Genomic DNA, 20,295 nt, shown 5'->3' with positions numbered 1-20,295 from the left:
AGGCACTTTGCTTTTAATGCAAAAGTGCCTAAATACGTTCTTTAGCAAATTAATGGGAGAAATGCGCCATTTTTGCTTTTAATGCATTGCCTAGCTCCACTTGCCTTTCAGGTTCAATAAATCCCATCGTCAATACTGCCGCCACCATTTCCCCTTTTTTATTAAATACAGGACATGAAATAGATTGTGCGCCAGGAATACCATCAGCAGGCTCCTGACGAATAGCAAAACCTTGTTGGCGAATAGTATTTTGCTGCTTTTGTGATAAATCTGCTTCAATCATCAAATCACTAAAGGTGGCAAAAACAGCACCCGCGGCACTAATTTTATGAGGAACAGGAGTATCAGGCAAAAAATCGATATCAACATGTTTAAAGCTACGGTTGTAACGTGTTAAAAACAGTTGATTACCTTGAGATATCACCAATCCCGTAGACATATTATGTTCGTCTCTGAACTCACATAATAGCTGATTAATCTCATCCACAAAGGATTGTGGTTTTGGCGTTGCCTGCGCTAAAAAAAGAATTTTACTGCCCAAACAATACTGGCTTCCTTCACTTTCTTGATACAGCATTTCTGAGCGACAAAGTGAAACTAAATACTTATGTAAGCGACTTTTTGAAAGCGAACAGGCTTTTGCAATATCTGACGATCGGGCAATACCCCCATTCGACGCAATAAATTCGAGAATGGTAATAGCGATATCAACCGAGTTAACTCCTTGAGAATTCTGCATTTATTTTCTTCACACCTATTCGTTATTTACTTTGCTTTATGACGATATCCCATTATTCTTTTTTTGTCATTTTTACTAGTTTATTTCACTAAAACCTTATTTTAAATAGGGCTTTTTAATCATTTTCTATCGATTATTTTCTTTGTCTATTTTTAGATGATCTAACTCAAGGTTAACTATATATGAATTGAGTTTATATATAGTTAACTTTTCTTGTGCGTGAGAATGTCTATGTCTAAAAATCAAACATGGGAATTAAATAGAAGAACGTTGTTAAAAGGAATGGGCGCCATTGGCGTGGCCGCTCTTTCTCCTAACGCGTTCAGTCTAGTTAATGAAAATAAACCCATATATAACCAAAAAGTACGGATCAAATTATCCGAATATAAAACCTTTCGTTCAACCTGTGCGATGGAATGTTTGCACTGTAACCTAACAGCTTTTACACATAATGGGCAACTTATCAAAGTTGAAGCCACTGAAGGCTTTAATGTGAAATGCTGTTTGCGTGGTATGAGCCGAACTAAGTGGGTATACCATAAAGATCGTTTAACCACACCTTTATTACGTGTTGGCGAAAAAGGGAACGCCGACTTTAAACCGATCAGTTGGAATGAAGCGCTTGATCTTATTGAAAAGAATATCAGAGAAACCATTGATAAGTTTGGCAATGAGGGGCTATTTATCTCCACTCATGCAGGCAATATGGACTCGATTAAAAACGATATGGGTAAAGCGTTTTTCGATTACTTAGGAGGCTCCACAAAACAAGCTGGCTCTTTATGCTGTTCTGCTGTAACCGCAGCGATGATCCCAATGGTGGGTCTACGCTATGCAGATACTCGAGATACGGTAAAAGATAGTCGCTATATTCTTTGTTGGGGTAATAACCCAGCAGTCACTATGCAAGCCTATTTTAAAAACTACAACCAAGCTCGCCGAAATGGCGCCAGAATGGTGGTTATTGATCCTCGCTTTAATGAAACTGCGGCTAAAGCCGATGAATGGATCCCTATTGTACCTGGTACAGATACCGCACTCGCTTTAGGAATGATTAAAATTATCATTGAAGAAAATCTCACTGATAAACCTTTTTTACGGGCGCATACCGGTGCCGTTTACCTTGTTGACTCACAACAAAAACTATTACGCCAATCTGATGATGATAAAGATAGCTATCTGGTTTTTGATACATTAAGTCAGCAACTTGTTCACCATGAAACAGCGAATATTGTTCCTGCGTTAACTCATGATGAACTGCCTGCTAATGCTGACTATGTGACAGTTTTTGAGCAAATTTATCAACAAGCACAACCTTGGACTATCGAAAAAACCAGCCAAGAAACGGATATTCCAAAAGAAACGATCATTCGTTTAGCTCTCGATTATGCCACCACCAAACCAGCGATGATTGTGCAAAATATGTCAGGCGCTCAACGAACAGAGTTTGGTGCTTATGTCGCAGCAAGCCAGTTTTATCTCGCCTTATTAACCGGCAATATCGGTAAAAAAGGTACAGGAGTTTGTGATGCGGGCGGTGCTCGTCAAATGGCGAAATTTAGCCCGATTATTCCACCAGCACCTAATGCAAAACCCATTAAACCAATCCCTGTTGCAAAAGTCGGTGATTGGATTGTCAATGAAAGACCACACCCAATTAACTTTTGGTGGATCATGACAATGGGGGTGATGACGCAACTTCCTAACACAAATATGGTGCGTAATGCACTGAAAAAAGTACCTTTTGTTGTTGTCGCAGATAACTTGATGTCATCCACGGCACTTTATGCCGACCTTGTGCTTCCTGTTACCACTATTTTTGAAGATACCAGTTTAATGGCGGGTGTTCGTAGTCAGTATGTGCAATTAATGGAAAAAGCCGTTGAGCCACCAGGAGAAGCAAAACCTGATTATTGGATCTTTGCTCGCCTTGCTGAGCGTTTTGGCTTTGGTGAAGTCTTTAATCAGCCTATCGAACATTACATTGATGCTTGCCTAAAAGGCTCTGGCATTACTCGTGAAATGCTTGAAAAAGGCCCAGTACGCCCAGTTGAAGGCGATTGGATCCCATTTAAAGATGGTATGTTCCGAACTTCAACGAAAAAAGCGCACTTCTTTATTGAAGAGTGGCAGGGAAAAAATTACTCCCCTATTGTCACCTATTATCCAGTAAAAGAATCGATAAAAGGCTCACCTGAACTTGCCCAAAAGTATCCTCTTATGGCGGTACAACGCAAACTCGCCCGTAGTGTTCACTCCAGTCATGGTATGAATGAATGGATCTTAGAAGTACAACGTAATCAGCCGAATATTCTTATCCATCCTAATGATGCCTTAGCTCGAGGTATTAAAAATGGTGAATGGGCTATCGCGTTTAATGATCGAGGTGAACACCGCGCGATTGCCGTTGTGACCACTCACATTAAGCAAGGTGTTATCTCATTAGACAATGGATGGTGGGAGCAACAAGGCGGAAGTAGTAGCCATGTCACCAATGATCACGTAGAGCCTTTAGGTAATGGTCATTGCTGTAATAGCACCTTAGTTAACGTAAGACGGGAGGCATGATCATGGCGAAGAAACAGTATGGTTTTCTGATAAATACCAAAGATTGCTACGGTTGCCGCACCTGCTCTATGGCATGTAAATCTGAAAACGTAACACCACCCGGTGTGCTATGGCGTCGTGTTCGTGAATTCAACGAAGATCAACCTAATGCACAAGCCTTTATTACTATGTCTTGTAACCATTGTGATGATCCACAATGCCTAAAAGTCTGTCCAGCTGACACTTATACCAAACGTGAGGATGGTATTGTCGTGCAAGATCATGACAAATGCATTGGTTGCCAGATGTGTATTATGGCCTGTCCTTATAATGCACCCGTTTATGATCCCGTTGAAGGCAAAACCAGTAAATGCAACATGTGCGCAGATAGACTGGATGAAGGCTTGAAACCACGTTGCGTCGAGTCTTGCCCTACGAGTGCCATCGAATTTGGTGACATTGAAGATTTACGTAAAAAACATACAACAAATTGGACTTTATTGGAAAAACGCTATGGCGTTCCTGATCACACCATCAGTAATCCTAATATTGTCATTATTGGTATGGAGGATTAATCATGCATGATTATCAACTGCCGTTAGTCCTGTTTACGGTGATGAGTCAGTGGGGCATTGGTGCCGTATTAGCACTTTCACTGTATCAATGGCAAAACCAGACACAAAACTCAGCGATATTAAATACCAAAGCGTTACGAACAACGATTGCACTAATTTGGCTAATTGAAGTTGTTGGCTCCTCAATGTCGATGGGGCATTTGGGTGATCCACTTGGCGCTTATCGTTCTGTATTAGGTATCGCTCACTCTTGGTTAAGTCGCGAAGCTATTGCTTTCGTGATGCTAAATGGATTGATTTCATTATGGGCATTAGCCAGTTGGGTACAACCTCATGCCATCCGCCGTAATAGCCTACTTGGCTTATTTTGTGGCGTTATTGGTTTGCCTGTTATTTTGGTTACGGCACAAATCTATTACCAAATGCAGGCACACCCGTTATGGCATACACCAGCAACACAAATTAGCTTTATTGGTACAGCCTTGTTGCTTGGCTTTGGCTCGATGATCCCTTGGTTACGTTTACAAGGTAAAACCATTAGCAATTCATTAAAAATAGGGACGTTAATCGGCGCATTATTAGTACTTGTGGGATTAGTTATGAGAGCACAAGTACTCGGTGCAGATGTAGCAAGCCTATTATTATGGTGGCAAGTCATTGCTAGTCTGATTATGGGTATTTGTATTATTACGTTGTCTCATAGTGCTTCATTTAGCAAAACATCGCTCTCTATTATCGCTATTTTGATGCTTTTTAGTGGCGAAATTACAGGAAGAATGTTGTTTTATGGCAATGTAATGGCGCAAGCACCTTGGTTTTAAGTATGTTATCTCTCTAGGTTAATAGCTGGGTTAAATAGCTTAGTTAGCTTGCTTATTTAACCTAGTTTTATCCCCGATGTTTCACTTGATATTTTTTTATTTACCCTAGCATTACTTTTCATTTTACCCCGAATTTATTCGGGGTATTTTTTTATCTCGCCCATATTATTGATTTTACCTTATCAGTACTCTTTTTATCTTTGTTGAAATAATCATCTGGCTATCTTTATCAATAATAGGCAAAATTAACATTAATAATTTAGCACAATTCCCTGTTTACTATTAGAAAAGAGAGCGCTTCACATGACTGGATTAATTATTACCATCGCGTTATTAGGTCTTATTTTTTATTATTACAACCGTATTATCTCTATGCGTGAAGCGGTTATCTCAAGTGAGACTGAAATTTCAGTGCAATTAGATCGTCGTGGCAAAGTGTTTGATAGCTTATTAGCCACCGTTAAAAAATACCTTAGTCATGAGTCTGAAGTATTTACTAAAATAACCGAATTAAGAACACAATCTCAAAGCGCAAATACCAAAGAAGCCAAAGCGGCTGAAGATGAGTTATCAAAAATTGTCTCAAGTGGTGCCATTAATGTCGCGGTTGAAAATTACCCTGAATTAAAATCCGACACTATCATGGCGAATTTACAAGAAGAGATTGTTTCAACAGAAAATAAACTCTCTTTTGCAAAGCGCGGTTACAACCGTACTTTAGAGCAATACCGTGCTTTCATCGCCTCTATTCCTGCGGTATTTATCGTCAAAATTTTCCCAAGCCTTGTTATTGATAAAGAGTACTGGCGCCTTGATGAAGAAACCATTAAAGCAGAAGAAGCACGCCGCATTAATTTCGATTAATTTGATAGTGATAAAAGATACTTATTACTTCTAGATTGATAAAAACAGCACTTAACGGTGCTGTTTGGAGTCACTAATGGATTTCAGAAATGTTCTACGAAAAAATGCTATTCGAACTCGTTTTGTTATAGCAACATATTTACTCTTAATGCTTATGATCGGTTTGCTGGTGGATACTGCTATTGGAGCCAATCCTTATTTAGATCTTACTGATAATATGTTGGCATTTCTGACTTTCAAAACGCTCCCTATTGCAACATTAATTATTCTCGCCATCTCGATTTTATTGCTTATCTTTATTCATTTTAAAGGGCATAAAATTATGCTCACGGGAATGAATGCGCGATTAATTAGCCCTGATGACACTTTAAATGCACAAGAGCGCCAACTCCTTAATATTGTTGAAGAGCTTAGCTTAAGTGCAACTCTTGGCTACATTCCTAAACTCTATCTTCTTGATACACCAGAAGCGAATGCCTTCGCAGCGGGTTGGTCTGAGAAAAACGCCTTTATTGGTGTAACAACAGGCTTATTAAATCGCCTTAATCGCCAAGAAGTACAAGCAGTATTAGCGCATGAAACAGGGCATATTATTCATGGTGATTCACGACTAACGTTATATGTTGGTATATTAGCTAACGTTATTCTGACGGTAACAAATATCTTTGGTAGCCGCTTATATATTGCCTCTGGTAACCGTGGTGGTAAAAGTAATGATGCAGCAAGTAAAGCACGACTCATTTTAATTATTCTAAACTTGGTGTTGCCGATCATTACACAGGTGCTCTATTTCTATTTGTCCCGTACTCGTGAATATATGGCAGATGCCGCTGCGGTTGATTTAACCCAAGATAATCAAGCGATGATTAATGCATTAAAGAAAATTTCAGCACAACATGACACTGAAAATTTTGAAGATGGTTCGACGGGACGTGCTTATCGTAAAGCAGCCTTTATTTTTAATAAAGGAGATTCGTTTTTCTCAACGCATCCCTCCATTGAAAATAGGATCGCAGTGTTAGAAGGTCGAAAAACGTTTTAATTCATGTTGATACAATGTAGTAAAAAGAAAAAAGCGTTTTCACCATATTGATAAACAGGTGAAAACGCTTTTTAATTCTTATTTCTTAGCAACAATCCGACTAACGATATTTTTCACCGTGATGGAAAATAGCCGTACGTAAACGCTCTTGTTGCTCATAACGCTGTGGAAACTCAATCGTTTTATCTTTACCTAATTCCACTAAAAGTTCATTCATGGTTTGAATACTGGTTGTGGCAATAGCATCATCAACCTGTTTAACCACTTCATCATAATGAGACATCGTTATTTCCTTTTTCTCATAAAAATCTTAACTGCTATCATATTACAAGAAAGAGAAATTCTATATTTTTAGTCGCACAAAGCATGACTAAATTGAGTTAAGTGGCTTATTTTTTGTCTCTTGCCCCAATAACATCACCGCTAATATTCCAATTACAATCGAAAAACTGAATATCAGAAATATTGAGCTTATTTCAAATTGATATTGAACCAAATATCCCACCATTAAAGGTCCTAATATTCCACCAATACGCCCTATTGCAGTTGCTGTTCCAGCACCCGTTGTTCGAATTCCATCGGGGTATTGTTCTGGTGTATAAGCATATAAAGCCCCCCATGCCCCCAAATTAAAGAACGATAACAACATCCCGAAAATAAGCAATGTTGCAGTAGAGTCAGCCACACTGAAATAATAAGCACTAATGGCTGTTCCAGCTAAATAAGTCACTAAAACAAACTTTCGCCCATAGCGCTCAATTAACCAAGCTGCCGTAAAATAACCGGGTAACTGCGCTAATGTCATAATAAGCACGTATTGAAAGCTCTTAATTAAACTAAAGCCTTTTAACATAGCGACACTAGGCAACCACAAGAAAATACCGTAATAAGAGAAGACCACACAAAACCATAATATCCACAACATTAATGTTGAACGACGATATTGAGGTGACCAAATCAATGCCATTGATTGGCGAATTGATAAGCGTGTTTTTTTCTGTAAAGTGTGAGGAGATACAGGTTCAGGTAATTTTGAACGTAGATAAAGGGCATATACCGCAGGTAATGCGCTTAATAGCATTGCCATACGCCAGCCATAATCAGGGATAATAAAATACGCAATCAGAGCCGCAATTAGCCAACCTACCGCCCAAAAACTTTCGAGTAAAACAACAATACGACCTCGTTCGTGGGTTTCAACACTTTCACTGACAAGTGTTGAAGCAACGGGTAATTCCCCACCTAATCCCATACCAATAAAAAAGCGTAAAACAAGCACGACCATTAAAGAGCTTGCTAATGCCGTTAATCCACAACCTAAGCTAAACAATAGCAATGTGAAGATGAAAACAGGCTTTCGCCCTTTTCTATCCGCCATAATGCCAAATACAAAAGCGCCTACGGCCATACCAATTGAGTTTACACTACCAATCCAACCCAATTGTGATGCGGTTAATCCCCAATCTTCTTTTAATGCTGTGAGTAAAAAAGCCAATAGTCCCACATCCATTGCATCAAAAGTCCATCCCATACCTGCAATACATAAAAGTTTATTACGAGAGATTGCCTCAGGCGCTTTGCCTGTTTGGCTTGCCGTTGTCATTACATTTCCTTTCCATCCCCATCAAAGTGTTTAGTATACTAAACAAGAAAAACCATTTTGTTAATAGCGAAGTCATTATTTAAATAAAAATTAACATTTATGCTGAAAAAATAGCTAAAAAAAATCGGTATCTCTAATTAAGATACCGATTTCAAACTTTATAACTATCGATCGTGTTTTTTTGATTAGCTTCTTAAACCACGACCTTTTTCAATTAAATACCATGCAATAACATAAAACACAGCAATGAAAAGACACAGTACGCTAATCGTCACTGTTAAAGAGACATCAGTAATGCCCAGAAAACCATAACGGAAACCACTGATCATATAAACAATCGGGTTTAATTTAGATACACCTTGCCAGAATTCAGGCAAGAGTGACAGTGAGTAAAACACACCGCCTAAATAGGTTAATGGTGTTAAAACAAAAGTTGGAATAATACTAATATCATCAAAGGTTTTCGCAAAAATCGCATTTAATAACCCCGCGAGTGAAAACACAATTGAGGTCATCAGTAATGTCACGACGACCATTGTCCAAGAGTGTATTTCCAATGGTACAAAAAAGAGTGAAACTACCGTCACTAATACTCCAACACAAATACCACGAGCAACACCCCCACCGACAAAGCCCGCAATAACAACATGCGTTGGAACAGGTGAAACTAATAATTCTTCAATGCTACGTTGGAATTTAGCACCAAAAAAGGAAGAGGAAACATTGGCATAAGAGTTTGTTATTACTGCCATCATAATCAGGCCAGGAACAATAAACTGCATATAATCTACGCCCCCCATATCGCCAATTCGTTTACCAATTAGGTTCCCGAAAATAACAAAATAGAGAGACATTGTTATCACTGGTGGAATTAATGTTTGCACCCAAATACGACCAAAACGGGTGACTTCTTTAATCCAAATTGTTTTGAGGGCTACCCAATACAGCTGAATCATTCCCTCTCTCCTTCTACTGTATGATCTTCATTCACTAAATGAACAAATAATTCTTCAAGACGATTGGCTTTATTTCTCATACTTAACACTTGAATACCTTGTGCATTAAGTTGAGCAAAAACACTGTTTAATCCTTGTTCTCTTTTAACATCGACTTCTAAAGTAGATGTATCAACCAAGCGATATTGATAATTTTGTAATTCAGGTAATGGGCTTTTAGGTGCTAAGTCTAAAATAAATGTTTCAGACTCTAATTTACTTAATAAACCTTTCATACTGGTATTTTCAACCAGCTCACCACGTTGAATAATACCAATATTCCGACACAGCATTTCTGCTTCTTCTAAATAGTGAGTCGTTAAAATAATGGTGGTACCTTCAGCATTTAATTGTTTTAAAAACGTCCACATTGAGCGGCGTAATTCAATATCAACACCCGCGGTAGGTTCATCAAGAATAAGCAATTTCGGTTGATGCATTAATGCACGCGCAATCATTAAACGGCGCTTCATCCCCCCCGATAAAAAACGTGCTCTATCATCACGTTTTTCCCATAAATCTAGCTGAGTTAAGTAAATTTCGGCACGTTCTAATGCTAATTTACGAGGCACGCCATAATAACCCGCTTGGTTGAGAACAATTTGTAATACGGTTTCAAACGGGTTGAAATTGAATTCTTGTGGCACTAATCCTAACTGGCGTTTTGCATTTACCATATCGGTATCGGTGTCATAACCAAACACTTTTACTTTGCCGCTACTCTTATTGACTAAAGAGCTAATAATACCAATCGTGGTCGATTTACCCGCACCATTAGGACCTAATAAAGCATAGAAATCGCCAGCCTCAACGGTGAGATTAATACCTTTTAGCGCTTTTACGCCATTGTGATAAGTTTTCGTTAACTCCGTTAACTCCAATGCATACGTCATAAGTGGGAATTACCTTTTATCAACTGCATTATTCAGCATTGACTGAGCTGAAATCAGAAAATAGCTATTCAACTAAACCTTGCTAATGCTAAGCATTGCTCACACGCTTCAATTCAGAAAATAGGCTTAGTTCAATAAGATCAAAATGGAATAAGGATATTCTAGAGAAAATAAGGTCGTAAATAAACCGTTTTAGGGTTTATGACACAAACGAATAAATAAATATTTTTTAACTATTTTAATAACAAAGAATAAGACCTGAAGAGAATGTAAATTAGCAATCAAGGCTCAAGGTTCTTTTATTTCTTACTGATATTCTGATGTTTTAATAAATTTATCCCTTAGTGCAATCATTTAGCCTAATTGATACCAATAAAATTATTGCCTTTGTTTCTCAAGTTTACTGATGAATATTATCTCGCCATTCATTACCTCAATCAATGATGTTCTTTATTTTTTATCATTTATGCTTTCAGTATAAAAATAAAACCAATAATCATAATCATTAAATTTATTTATATAATATTTATAAGTGTCTATTTTTGAATAATACAACAGTAGGCTTAACAAACAGTTATCTTTTTATACATTTGATTTACATCAAAGAATGTATTGATAAATTCATTAAACAAATGCTATAAAAAGATCTATCTTATTTGAACGCGAAAAAATACAAGCAATTATCTGTCACTTGGCTTTAAAAAGCCCTCTGATTAATTCAAAAGTAATGGTATAAAAATACCCTTTCTTAACGGATCTCTCGCATCCAACAATAACACAAGAGCTATTTCGTGTTGGCGTACTGTCAGCGCAAATGGTGGGAAACCGAATTTACAGGCAGTCACGTCATGATGAGAAAAATTGAAGAGCTGTTAGCCAATAACAAGCAATGGTCAGAATCTGTTACTGAAGAAAACCCTCAGTTTTTTAAAGATCTCTGTAAAGGTCAAAAACCTCACTTTTTATGGATCGGTTGCTCTGACAGCCGCGTTCCAGCAGAAAAATTAATTAACGCAGCACCTGGTGACCTCTTTGTTCATCGTAATGTCGCAAACTTAGTGATCCACACTGATTTAAACTGTCTTTCTGTGATCCAATATGCAGTTGATGTATTACAAGTTGAACACATTATTGTCTGTGGTCACTATGGTTGTGGTGGTATTGAAGCAGCGATTGAAGGCACTGAATTAGGTCTTATCAATAACTGGTTACTGCATATCCGCGATATTTGGTACAAGCACAGTTCCATGTTAGGTGAACTGGCACCACATGATAGATTAAACCTACTTTGTGAGCTAAACGTTATCGAACAAGTGTACAACCTTGGTCACTCGACGATCATGCAAGCAGCGTGGAAACGCGGACAAAAAGTGATGATCCACGGTTGGGTTTACGGTTTAAATAACGGTGAGCTACACGACCTTGATGTCACTTCTGATAGTCGTGAAAAACTTGAACTTTCGTATCGCCAAGCGATGGCAAAATTAAGCCATCCGCGTTAATTTACTCACCATAAAAAGTCATTAGAAGCCTTGATATTTAAAATAATATTAGGGCTTTTTCATATATTAAAAATATGAAGTTGCCTATTTGGCAACAACGAAAAAGAGTGCTATGCTGTTGTCAAATAGGAAACAAGGGACAGGGAATGCACGTAATATCACGAGAGCCTTTTGATTTAGCATCTACACGTTTCCCCAATTGTACTCAATCACTTACTGATACTTACAGAACGCTAAAGCAGAATACTTATCAAACACCTGAAGCATTAAAAAAATCTTCCCAAGTTTAGATAGAATGAAATATAGAGAAAAATGGTGGGTTATCAATATTGGTGGAAATACGCTAAGGATCCTATTTTTTGCAGATTTTGAACGCGACAAAATATTTGTAAAACATATTTCTACTCATGCTGAATACGATAAACTCATTGATTACTATCGGAGAACAAAAGAATGATGATTATTGATGCAATTAAGGCTGCTAATAGCCTAGTCAATATAGTTCCTATTCTTGGTCGTAGCCAATCTCGTAAAGACTATGAAGAAGGTGTCAAATTAGTTGAATACTTAGTAGAACACGACCCAGATAATCCTTTAATTGATATGCTTTGTCATAAAATTGACGAATATGAGAATAGTGCCCCTGAATTTAGAGCATTCAATGCAAGACTAAATCAATGTGATGATGCCATTACTGTTTTGCGTACATTAATGGAGCAATATCAATTAAACACCACTGATTTTAAAGAAGAATTAGGTTCGCGCTCTTATGTAAGCCGTATTTTAAATGGTGAACGTAATCTCACGCTAGAACATATTAAAAAACTAGCAGCTCGATTTAATTTACCTGTATCTATTTTTATTAAATAAGACCAACAAAAAACCCGCCTACAGCGGGTTTTTCACTTCTATTTTAAGTAAATTCATTACTCATCTAATAACGTTACATGCCCAATATAAGGCAGGTGGCGATAACGCTGTGCGTAATCGATGCCGTAACCGATAACAAATTTATCTTCAATGGAGTAGCCAATCCATTCAACAGGTACATCAACTTCACGGCGTGATGGTTTATCCAATAAAGTACAGATAGAAATAGAAGCTGGCTCACGTAAGCTTAAAATCTCTTTAACGCGATTTAAGGTATTACCTGAGTCAATAATATCTTCAACAATCAGAACATCTTTACCACGAATATCTTCATCGAGATCTTTAATGATTTTAACGTCACGCGTTGACGTCATACCATTACCGTAACTTGATACAGTCATAAAATCGACTTCGTGGTTCACATTAATTTCACGACATAAATCTGCCATAAAAATAAAAGAACCTTTTAACAAGCCGATTAAGACAAGATCGTGTTGTTCTTGACGTGGGCGGTAATGTTCTGTGATTTCACGACCTAGCTCAGCAATACGCTGTTTGATCTCTTCTTCAGAGATCATGACATCAACAATATGTTTCATGATTTATTTCGATTGGGTTAACGGGGAAAGCAAACGATTGTACCAGAACTTCCTTCATCATGCGATGATCTGATTTAATGAAAATAAAGACACAAAATATTAATCTTGTGCCTTCCATTAGTTTATCTTACTGATATTAATCAGTTTTATAGCGACAAATCATTTACTAACGGTAAAACCTGCCATCATACCGGTATCTTCATGCTCTAATAAATGGCAGTGCGCCATAAATGGATGCGCTTTTGTGGCTAAATGATCGAATTTCACCAAAATTTCGCTAAATTGACCTTCAACTTTCACGATATCTTTCCAGCCTTGGCGATGTTTTTCTGGTGCTCGACCATTTTCAGATAAAATACGGAATTGCGTACCATGCACATGGAATGGATGTAACATCATGTCACCACGACCAGAAACAACCCAACGTTCATAAATACCCTGTTTCACATCGAATGCAGGCTCTGTCATTGAGAATGGAATACCATTGATACTATTAGCAGTATAAATATCTAGATCTCCATTACCATGACCACAATTCATTCCACCGCCCATCATGCCATTGCCATTACCTTGGCGCATATGACTCATTCCATGATGAATGCCCGCTAATGCTTTATCACCATAACGCTCTGTTAATGCCATCATACCTTGCATATCTAAACGCATATCCATACGTAAATGTAATGTACGAGTTGCAATGTTACTGAGGGTTGGTAATGCTGGAATTAATGCTAATTGATCGGGTAAAGTACCTTGTGCTTTTTCTGCTGACGGTAATAAACGTAATACAGGTAATACATTATCAAACGGTGCTAACACCATGCCCATTTGACGTACAGGTAAAGTGACAATATCAAAATCACGACCATCTGAGGTATCCACTAAAACCTCAAAACGCTCTCCCATTAAAATAGGGAGTTCTGTCACTTTTACAGGTTCTGCTAATAATCCACCATCACTGGCGATCACATACATGGGTCTGCCATCACTAGTGGCCAGATTTAAGCTACGTGCATTACATCCATTTAAGAATCGTAATCTTACCCAGCCTTTTGGCACAATATGCTGTGGTTGGATCGCCCCATTGGTCAACATCATATCGCCAAACCAGCCAATCGCCGCACTCATCACATCAAGCTGATAATCAATTTGTCCTTCACTATCTAAACGTTTGTCTTGCAAAATAACGGGTAAATCATCAATACCCCAGCGATTAGGTAATTTTCGGCTTGCGGTTTCATCATCTTCAATAATCACTAATCCGCCTAACCCCATAGCCACTTGTTGACCTGTTACACCATGCGTATGAGGATGGAACCAACACGTTGATTCAACTTGGTTTGGTGTAAAAGTCACTGTGCGAGATTTCCCAGGTGCAATCGTTGCTTGAGGGCCGCCATCTTCTTCGCCACTAATTTCAAGCCCATGCCAGTGAACGGTTGTCGTTTCGGGGAGTTGGTTATTTATATTGATAGTGACAGGTTGACCACGTTTCAATTTCAATGCAGGCCCTAATAAACTGCCGTTATAACCCCAAGTTGTTGTACTTGCCGTCGGAATAAATTGAGAAACACCTTGTTGAATATTAAGAACAATCTTTTGTTGAGCATCTGGGGTAATTTGAGGTGGAATAGCCAATGAAGGCGTGTTACTTTGGGCAAACGCAAAACGACTCCAGCTCGGTAATAATGTTACAGCACTTAATGTGGCGCCTAATTTTAAAAATTCGCGACGTTGCATAATATATTCCTTTGAATAAAAACAAGTTATTATGTATTTATCGAAATAAGATGAATAAAAAAGCTTTGTAAACTATTACTGATGCTAAAGTTTCCCCTTACTGGAAGGTCAATTTAAAACCCAACAAAATAGAAGGTCTTTGCAAAACTTTTAACTACATTAAGCCAAATAACAAAACTTGCTAAATCATCACACAAAGGAATAGCACGCCTAATGAAAAAAATGTTCGCCTTGTTCTGCACACTAACGCTTTCTTTTACTATGCTCTTTTCTTCGAGTACAAAAGCGTTAACTTACACGCAAGCAGAAGACTTGGCAGATTTAACCGCTATCTATCTTTTTCTAAATAAAGATTGTGGTTATGAGCAAATATCAAAACCTAAAATTGAAAGAGCATTAATGGTTTTTTCACGATCACAACAATGGGATGTCAGTAATTACTCAACGTTGCCAATGAGCCAATTAAATGAAGATAGCTATAAAGATTTAAAAGGTATTGAAGTAACACACAGTAAGAAATGTCAGCTATTAGCGAATAAATCGCTAAGTTTATTAAATTATTAATAATTGTGTTAATTCACTATTGGATAAATAAAGCGAGATAACCTCTTTAAATACAGTTGTGATATAAAATGACTCATAGAGGTTATCAAAAGATTTTTCTACCTTTCTTTATGCTAATTATTTTTCTTCTGTCTATATTCGTTCCAATACAAAGCCACAGATGGAATACTTTGAATAATCAGCATTCGAAAAATATGATTCGACATAACAAAAGCCGCATCTACATTCATGGTTATCGCAGCAAAAGTCATTGCTTCCATACTTCCCGGCGCCCAAGCTAATACTAACGTTGCCCAAGGCACACCTGTTAGATAAGCCGCCCCATACGCCACAATCACGGTTAAAATCACATTAATAATCACAACTTGCACAGAAGAAAATGCATTTTTAATCAGTGATGAAAGCGGGAAAACAACAAAATGTGCGCCAATATTCATACCAATTAATACCATGCTCAATTCATTAAGAAGCATTGGAAACGTAATAGGCTCACTCACAAAAGATTGAACCAATATCGCGCTGCCTAATGAGGTCAGCATAAAAGGTGCAGGAAATCGGATTTTCTGTAATAAAAGCCCAGAGCCCAACCCTAACGCAATAATCAACAATAACCACAACAGAGAAATTATCGTCATTTCGGGTATTGCAAATTCAGGCATATTGGCTTTATCGGCTCCCACAATAAAACCCGCCATAATAATCAGCACCATTAAACGAATGGTATGAGAAATAACGATTTTTTGTGGTGGTGTTTTAGTATGATCAGTAAGAGCCAAAATAGCCGCCATCGCACCGGGTACGGCACCTAACATCGACTCTTCTTTTGTCCAACCGATATGACGATGAAACCAAAAGAAACTCACAAAAAACTGAATGGCTAAACAAACAACTAATGTCAGTAATAGAATAATTAAGTTATCAGCACTGCCTAAATGAACTTGATTAAACATTAAGCCAACCGACGAACCTAAAGTCAGTTGAATAAATGTCAATGTGTGCTTAGGCACTGACAGTTCCCATTTAAAGCGATAAGCAATGATGACAACAATAATCGGCCCAAACATCAGTGCCATAGGTAAACCAGAAAGGGTTAGCACACCACCAATTAATGCACAAAACAAAATACCCGGTAGAGTTTTCAAAAACGACATGTTGTGTTATCCAGCTTTTTTAATTATTGTTTCCATCCTAGCATTTGTATAAATATTTAATAACCAAATAGTGATAATGTAATTATTATTTTTTTTAATGCATAGAGCCGATTATGTCGCTGAAAATAACCACAAATCCCACATCAAATGAGATCAATGAAATTTATGAAGGTTTATTAACACATAACCTCAACTATATTCATATGGATCAATACACACCACTTGCGGTCTTTAAGGAAGAAAATGGTAAAAAGATGGGTGGGATAACAGGTGATATTTTAGGAAATTGGTTACGTATTCGTTATTTGTGGGTAGATAAAGCCTATCGAGGAAAAAATATAGCAACAGAATTACTGCAAGCTATGGAATTTGCTGCAAAAGAAAAAGGTGCCAAATATGCTGAAGTGGATACCTTTAGTTTTCAAGCCCTGCCTTTTTATCAAAAGCAGGGATTTGAAATATTTGGCACGCTAGAGAACTATCCGATTAGTGATAAGAAGTATTATTTAAGGAAAAATTTATAGTTTTTTGTTAGTTTTGTCTTCTTCACTTATTTCACTCGTATTTTCTTCCGTATTAACATTCAATTGATAATTATCTGGTGAAAATTTTAATTTATCACTTAAATCTAAAGGAGTCTCTTCTTCTGTAAAACTATCATCTATATCGAGTATAATCGAGTCTAATTTATTATTTATTTCATTGAAATTCTTATCTGACTTTAGCTCTGAATTTAAATTCTTTATTTTTTTCATTAAAGCATCCAATTCTGATTTTTTATAATGAACATGATTTATATTAAAACCTTCATAATCCCATTGATGACCAAAATCATCATCTTCATTCATTTCTTTTAAATTATCTAATTCACCATCATCAATATCTTGAGTGTCATCCTCATCAATTTCACTTATATTATCTATTTTTATTTTTAATAACTCGTTATTTCCTTTAACATCAAAATCATCAATATTGATATATTTTCTACTCAAGTCTTCTTTAGGTCTATGTCTTGGTAATTCTATTTTTGTTTCTTTCTCTACATCATTAATTATAATTATATTTGCTTGTATATCCGTGTCTACAGTCGTATTTGTATCTATTTGTGTAGCTGTATCTACTGTTATATTTGTATCTACTTGTGTACCAGTATCTACAGTTATATTTGTATCTACTTGTGTACCAGTATCTACAGTTATATTTGTATCTACTTGCGTACCAATATCTACTATCGTATTTCTTTTTATCGAATTATGGTTATCACTAATATATTTTCCTATCCATTCTTGCATTAAGTCATTAAAGGAATATTCACTGCCCATATTTTTATTAAGTGCTATCATCATAATAGTAGATAATTTATTTTCTATTTTATTTTTTATAGTATCATCAAACTTATTAAGCACTTGGGCTTCTTCAATACCAATAAGTAAAATGTTCATTGATTTTATAAAATTATCTCTTTCTTTCTCTGTTGAAAAGTTACTCATAAAATCATATCTTTTATTTAAATGAATATTTTCAAAATTAAAAATTGAATTTATTAACTTGAAAATATTTTTCATACTTTTATCATTTATTGAAGTTATTCTATTTACAATAATTTCATTTAAATATTCTACAATTAATTTACTGTCAGAGCCTTCATTCTCTATATCATCTAGTCCTGAGAAAAAATCTTTAGCTCTTTTTACTTCAGTTATATAATCACAGAAACTGTAAAAATCAAATTTATCATTTGCATGAGAAATTATGTTATTTATAGAATTTAAATTTTTATTTTTTATTTCAATATTTTTTTTATCTATTTCATTAAAAATATTACTATATTTGTTTATATTAACAGTATCAAATAGCTTATTATTTTTTATATCTTTTATAAGAAAACCAATCTCTAGTTTATGAAATAAAGAAGTCAACACATGAATAATTCTCTTACCAAAAGAAGGTGAAACTGGTGTATTTCTTATTTCAGTTATTTTTTTTGTAAAAATATAATCTTCCTTTTTGGGAAGATAATGCTTTTTATTTACAAATGACACGTTGGATTTAAATAGATTTGTTTTGCTAATCATAAATCACCCACCTATAAATCAATAAATATAATTAACTCATTAAAAATACAAATAAAAATAATTTAATGAAATTATTAAACATGCTCAAAATAATTAGCAAAATACTTTCTTAGCACTTCATCTTTAGATTTATCTAAATCATCAATACTTAACCCTAGCCGGCTAAAAATACCTTTTAAGTTATTTTCCACTACTGTTTTTTGTGTACTACTAGCACCATTACCGCCATCTGTCACTTTACCATCACTAAAGTATTCAGTTGTTTCATTCTTTTTATTTCCAAAATAACTATAACTAATTAGTAAAACAACAGCATCTTGCGCCCATTTATAATTAATATTATTACTTGAGTTTTTAAATAGCCGAGTAAGAAAATTATGTCCATTATCATTTTTCTTTATATTTTCATAAAAACTATCATTAATTAATTTTATTTCTTTATCCGTTTGTTCTCCCATATTCTTATAAATATCTTTGCTCACCATCCTTATTAAGTTGTCTACTTTAGCAATAGAGTCTTTCTCGCCAATAAATTTTTCATCTTTTGATAACTGGTTAAATAATTCTTTTGTTAAACTTAAAGATGTTTCTTGTTTGATTTCTTCGAAATTACCATCAACAGTTTTTTCAATTTCTAATATATTCTCTTTATTAAAAATAGAACCAATAATTTTATCAATAAAATTCTCAATCTTTACATCCTTATCCTGACTATTGATTTTTTCTTTTATTAAATTTTTTAACTTATCGGTTATCTTAGAAGAGGATAATTCATCTATATTTGAATTTAAAATAACGTTTAATTCATTCATTATTTTACTAGGCAAATCAGAATAATTATTCTGGAATTTATTTTTAGCTAAATCAGCTTTAAATTCATCATTTATCAGTTTAATATCATTAACAAGCTTACACTCCAAAGCTTTTTCTAATGTATGATATTTGATCATAATATCTATTTTGTTATTACTATTTACTTTTTTAGATATTACCTTATTAACATTATCAGTAAATGTTTTATTAAGTTGTTCTAACTTAATTGAGAAATTGTTAAACGCATCATTATCATTTGATATATTATCAAATTTAAATGTATTTAACGATTTATTTATATTTTTATTCTCAAAGTTTATTTTTATAGGTAATAATGTTCTATTTATAAATTTAAATGGTGAAATTAAATTTACAATTAGATTTTTAAAGCTCCTTTTTTTCTCACTTCTAAAATAAAGTTTTTGTTCTGTATTTAATTCCTTCTTTCCTGAATTAGTAATCGAATCAGAGAGTTCATATCTAGTTTCTTCTTTTTTAAAATTACTCCCAGAATATATGGCATCCTCAGCATTATTGCCTAAGTTAATAATTGAATTCGCACTTTCTATTATTTCATTAAAATATTTTTCTATTTCAAGTTCATCCGTATTTTTATTAAATATATTTTCTTTATCAACTACATTTTCTGCTCTAAGATTTCCAGAATGGGGTTTATAAATATCAGTATTTGTTTTATTTAATATATTCTGACATTCTTTAATATACTTTAAATAATTTTCTTGTAATATTTCTTCTCTTTTTTCTTTATCAAAAGGAACAGTAGTATTACCGATGGAATTTATATTTTTTGTTAAACCAAATTTTTTATTTATTTTATTATCAACCGTATCTATAGATGAAGATAAAATTGGTTGTATTCCTGAAATTTTCATTTTAACACC

General features: G+C 35.3%; 19 protein-coding genes and 1 pseudogene. 10 read left to right on the top strand and 10 right to left on the bottom strand.

Going from position 1 to position 20,295, the window contains the following annotated elements; all coding sequences use genetic code 11:
* Positions 1-49 precede the first annotated feature (49 nt).
* Positions 50-739, bottom strand: coding sequence for a helix-turn-helix domain-containing protein (locus JEP71_RS07730; protein ID WP_198619393.1), 690 nt, complete (start codon positions 737-739; stop codon positions 50-52).
* Between the two features lie 231 nt (positions 740-970).
* Between JEP71_RS07730 and JEP71_RS07725 the strand changes: the two genes are divergently transcribed.
* The 5 genes from JEP71_RS07725 (at position 971) to htpX (ending at position 6,588) form a co-directional block, all read left to right on the top strand.
* Positions 971-3,307, top strand: a complete 2,337-nt coding sequence (locus tag JEP71_RS07725; protein ID WP_198626046.1) for a molybdopterin-containing oxidoreductase family protein — start codon at positions 971-973, stop codon at positions 3,305-3,307.
* 2 nt (positions 3,308-3,309) lie between these two features.
* Positions 3,310-3,861, top strand: coding sequence for a 4Fe-4S dicluster domain-containing protein (locus tag JEP71_RS07720; RefSeq protein ID WP_198619391.1), 552 nt, complete (start codon positions 3,310-3,312; stop codon positions 3,859-3,861).
* A 2-nt stretch (positions 3,862-3,863) separates the two neighbouring features.
* Positions 3,864-4,682, top strand: coding sequence for a dimethyl sulfoxide reductase anchor subunit family protein (locus tag JEP71_RS07715; protein WP_198619390.1), 819 nt, complete (start codon positions 3,864-3,866; stop codon positions 4,680-4,682).
* Between the two features lie 303 nt (positions 4,683-4,985).
* Complete coding sequence (locus tag JEP71_RS07710) at positions 4,986-5,546, top strand: LemA family protein (RefSeq protein ID WP_196532269.1); 561 nt, start codon at positions 4,986-4,988, stop codon at positions 5,544-5,546.
* A 76-nt stretch (positions 5,547-5,622) separates the two neighbouring features.
* Positions 5,623-6,588, top strand: a complete 966-nt coding sequence (gene htpX / locus JEP71_RS07705) for a zinc metalloprotease HtpX (RefSeq protein ID WP_196532270.1) — start codon at positions 5,623-5,625, stop codon at positions 6,586-6,588.
* 100 nt (positions 6,589-6,688) lie between these two features.
* On the opposite strand, the gene JEP71_RS07700 is transcribed toward htpX, so the two are convergent.
* The 4 genes from JEP71_RS07700 to JEP71_RS07685 form a co-directional block, all read right to left on the bottom strand.
* Positions 6,689-6,871, bottom strand: a complete 183-nt coding sequence (locus tag JEP71_RS07700; RefSeq protein ID WP_198619389.1) for a DUF2526 family protein — start codon at positions 6,869-6,871, stop codon at positions 6,689-6,691.
* Positions 6,872-6,958: 87 nt separating this feature from the next.
* Positions 6,959-8,191: an MFS transporter gene (locus tag JEP71_RS07695; RefSeq protein ID WP_198626044.1), complete on the bottom strand. Its 1,233-nt coding sequence runs from the start codon at positions 8,189-8,191 to the stop codon at positions 6,959-6,961.
* A 185-nt stretch (positions 8,192-8,376) separates the two neighbouring features.
* A complete protein-coding gene (locus tag JEP71_RS07690) occupies positions 8,377-9,147 on the bottom strand; it encodes an ABC transporter permease (protein ID WP_109371619.1) in 771 nt (256 codons plus the stop codon).
* Positions 9,144-10,079, bottom strand: a complete 936-nt coding sequence (locus JEP71_RS07685) for an ABC transporter ATP-binding protein (RefSeq protein WP_109371621.1) — start codon at positions 10,077-10,079, stop codon at positions 9,144-9,146. Before JEP71_RS07685 ends, JEP71_RS07690 begins: the two co-directional genes overlap by 4 nt.
* Before the next feature lie 848 nt (positions 10,080-10,927).
* Here JEP71_RS07685 and can point away from each other — a divergent pair.
* The 3 genes and pseudogenes from can to JEP71_RS07670 all read left to right on the top strand — a co-directional run bounded on the left by can (position 10,928) and on the right by JEP71_RS07670 (position 12,451).
* Positions 10,928-11,581: a carbonate dehydratase gene (gene can / locus JEP71_RS07680; RefSeq protein WP_072070989.1), complete on the top strand. Its 654-nt coding sequence runs from the start codon at positions 10,928-10,930 to the stop codon at positions 11,579-11,581.
* Positions 11,582-11,727: 146 nt separating this feature from the next.
* A pseudogene (locus JEP71_RS07675) lies at positions 11,728-12,038 on the top strand (type II toxin-antitoxin system HigB family toxin).
* A complete protein-coding gene (locus JEP71_RS07670; protein WP_198626042.1) occupies positions 12,035-12,451 on the top strand; it encodes a helix-turn-helix domain-containing protein in 417 nt (138 codons plus the stop codon). Before JEP71_RS07675 ends, JEP71_RS07670 begins: the two are co-directional and overlap by 4 nt.
* A gap of 56 nt (positions 12,452-12,507) precedes the next feature.
* Here JEP71_RS07670 and hpt read toward each other — a convergent pair whose 3' ends face one another.
* Positions 12,508-13,050 carry a hypoxanthine phosphoribosyltransferase gene (gene hpt, locus JEP71_RS07665; RefSeq protein ID WP_151434361.1) on the bottom strand — a complete coding sequence of 181 codons (543 nt, stop codon included), beginning with the start codon at positions 13,048-13,050 and terminating at the stop codon, positions 12,508-12,510.
* A gap of 159 nt (positions 13,051-13,209) precedes the next feature.
* Entirely contained in the window at positions 13,210-14,790 is a 1,581-nt protein-coding gene (gene cueO, locus JEP71_RS07660) for a multicopper oxidase CueO (protein WP_198619386.1), read from the bottom strand.
* A 213-nt stretch (positions 14,791-15,003) separates the two neighbouring features.
* Between cueO and JEP71_RS07655 the strand changes: the two genes are divergently transcribed.
* The gene (locus tag JEP71_RS07655; protein WP_160230012.1) at positions 15,004-15,354 is read left to right on the top strand and encodes a YacC family pilotin-like protein; all 351 of its coding nucleotides are present in this window, start codon (positions 15,004-15,006) and stop codon (positions 15,352-15,354) included.
* Positions 15,355-15,467: 113 nt separating this feature from the next.
* On the opposite strand, the gene JEP71_RS07650 is transcribed toward JEP71_RS07655, so the two are convergent.
* Positions 15,468-16,505, bottom strand: coding sequence for an AbrB family transcriptional regulator (locus JEP71_RS07650; protein WP_196532273.1), 1,038 nt, complete (start codon positions 16,503-16,505; stop codon positions 15,468-15,470).
* 113 nt (positions 16,506-16,618) lie between these two features.
* Between JEP71_RS07650 and JEP71_RS07645 the strand changes: the two genes are divergently transcribed.
* Entirely contained in the window at positions 16,619-17,029 is a 411-nt protein-coding gene (locus tag JEP71_RS07645; protein WP_198626040.1) for a GNAT family N-acetyltransferase, read from the top strand.
* Here JEP71_RS07645 and JEP71_RS07640 read toward each other — a convergent pair.
* Together JEP71_RS07640 and JEP71_RS07635 are read right to left on the bottom strand one after the other, a co-directional pair.
* Complete coding sequence (locus JEP71_RS07640) at positions 17,024-18,580, bottom strand: hypothetical protein (protein ID WP_198626039.1); 1,557 nt, start codon at positions 18,578-18,580, stop codon at positions 17,024-17,026. The genes JEP71_RS07645 and JEP71_RS07640 overlap by 6 nt on opposite strands.
* A gap of 74 nt (positions 18,581-18,654) precedes the next feature.
* Positions 18,655-20,286 (bottom strand): hypothetical protein, encoded by a 1,632-nt coding sequence (locus JEP71_RS07635; RefSeq protein WP_198626038.1) that lies wholly within the window; start codon positions 20,284-20,286, stop codon positions 18,655-18,657.
* Positions 20,287-20,295 lie beyond the last annotated feature (9 nt).

The sequence above is a fragment of the Proteus sp. PR00224 genome, assembly GCF_016238105.1.
GTDB lineage: Bacteria > Pseudomonadota > Gammaproteobacteria > Enterobacterales > Enterobacteriaceae > Proteus.
The sequence above is the reverse complement of the archived record's forward strand: the minus strand, read 5'-3'. Positions and strand labels throughout refer to the sequence as shown.